This window comes from Polynucleobacter sp. 35-46-11, assembly GCF_002281105.1.
In genome coordinates this window covers 1-1,453 of the sequence record NZ_NCFJ01000593.1, presented here as the reverse complement: position 1 = coordinate 1,453, position 1,453 = coordinate 1, and the positions used below count along the sequence as shown (strand labels likewise).

Here is a 1,453-nt window from a genome sequence, read left to right as displayed (position 1 = left end):
TAGCTATGAGATTCGACGAAATAGCCCCAATCAAGCCCCTAAGCCCCGAGCAAGCTAGACTTAAATCAATGAAAGATCGTGTCAAACGAGATCAGGAGGCTATAAAAGCTGAACGGGCTAGGCAGAAGATAAAGGTTGGGCAAGCTGAGCTAATAAAAATAAAAAGGTAGTAAAGTAATTCAAATATCTACAAGGTGCTCTATGAAATATTCAATTGTTATTTCTGGAAGTGGCGGTGATTTTGGGTGCGGCTCAATAACCGATGAACAGTATGAATTTTGGTCTGATTCAGATAATGAAGAATATTTGTCTGATGCTTTGCAGCAGAATCTTGATGAAGATCTAGTCGTTCCTGAGGGGGCGGGGATTGATGGCTACTATGACCAATATGATGATGTGGGGCATGTTTTTGGTTTGTACGAAGACTCAATATCTATTGAGATAAAGGACGAGGACGGAAAAGTATTCTTTGCTGGTTCTTATGGTGAATATCTAGACAAATACAAAGATCCAGAGGATTGCACTGAAGACTGGCCAATAGATAATGCTGATGAGTTGTATGCCCCATTCACAGAAGCTAATACTGGTGCTTTTGTTTTTTGGAGGATTTGGCAAAAAGGGGTATTCATAGATCAGATTATTGAGGTGGAGCAGTTTGAGCCTAGAAAACTGACTGTTGATTTTTGTGATGTAGAAGGAAATGCCGTAATTTCAAGTTTTGCCTATGACGGCAAACCGCTGGAAATAAATTATTCGGGCATGGATGCAAATGGATTTGAGGCTGAATTAAGTTGGAATGAGGGATAAGACAGAGGATTCTCACATCTCTGCCATATGAACTGAGTTGCCCACCGTCAAACAGGATAGAAAATCCCCACCAAGCCGCAGGATCAGTAGTTTTTTACAAGAGTTAGCTACAGTTCCCTACATTTAGACAGCGTAAAAACAGTTCCGCTATAATCTTAGCTCTTGGCCTGGTAGCTCAGTCGGTAGAGCAGAGGATTGAAAATCCTTGTGTCGGCGGTTCAATTCCGTCCCGGGCCACCAAGAAATACTAAAACCACCTTCGGGTGGTTTTTTCATTTGTTAGCTAAAGCATTAACGCAGTTCGACTTTGCCTGTCGCTGTCGTTTTAAACGACATTTACTGGGCCTCTAACCTAAGATATGTTCTGCTGATATTTCCTTTGTGTAGTTCATTAAAGTTCGCTAACTTTTCAAATTGGGGGGCATTTGATAAGCCCTTAACGGCGGCTTCAACACCCGCCATTTCCTCAGCGTATTTTTTTGTTCCATCAACAAGAAACTTCAGATAGTCGCCTGTTTGTCTCTTTGCTTTGTTTAGATCGCAAATATTGCCATGTCCAGGAACAATTACCTTTGGATTAATAGATTCAATCTGATTAAAAGCATCTAACCATGTTGAGGCATTACTTTGCGGCAAAACTCCTAAC

1 protein-coding gene, 1 tRNA gene and 1 pseudogene are annotated in these 1,453 nt (G+C 41.2%); 2 read left to right on the top strand and 1 reads right to left on the bottom strand.

Features of this window, described 5'->3' with window-relative positions; all coding sequences use genetic code 11:
* Positions 1–201: 201 nt before the first annotated feature.
* Both B7Y67_RS17945 and B7Y67_RS17940 read left to right on the top strand, forming a co-directional pair.
* The gene (locus B7Y67_RS17945) at positions 202–807 is read left to right on the top strand and encodes a hypothetical protein (RefSeq protein WP_293599796.1); all 606 of its coding nucleotides are present in this window, start codon (positions 202–204) and stop codon (positions 805–807) included.
* 164 nt (positions 808–971) lie between these two features.
* Positions 972–1,047: transfer RNA gene (locus B7Y67_RS17940), tRNA-Phe, on the top strand.
* A gap of 96 nt (positions 1,048–1,143) precedes the next feature.
* On the opposite strand, the pseudogene B7Y67_RS17935 reads toward B7Y67_RS17940, so the two are convergent.
* A pseudogene (locus B7Y67_RS17935) lies at positions 1,144–1,453 on the bottom strand (MBL fold metallo-hydrolase); the annotation flags it as partial.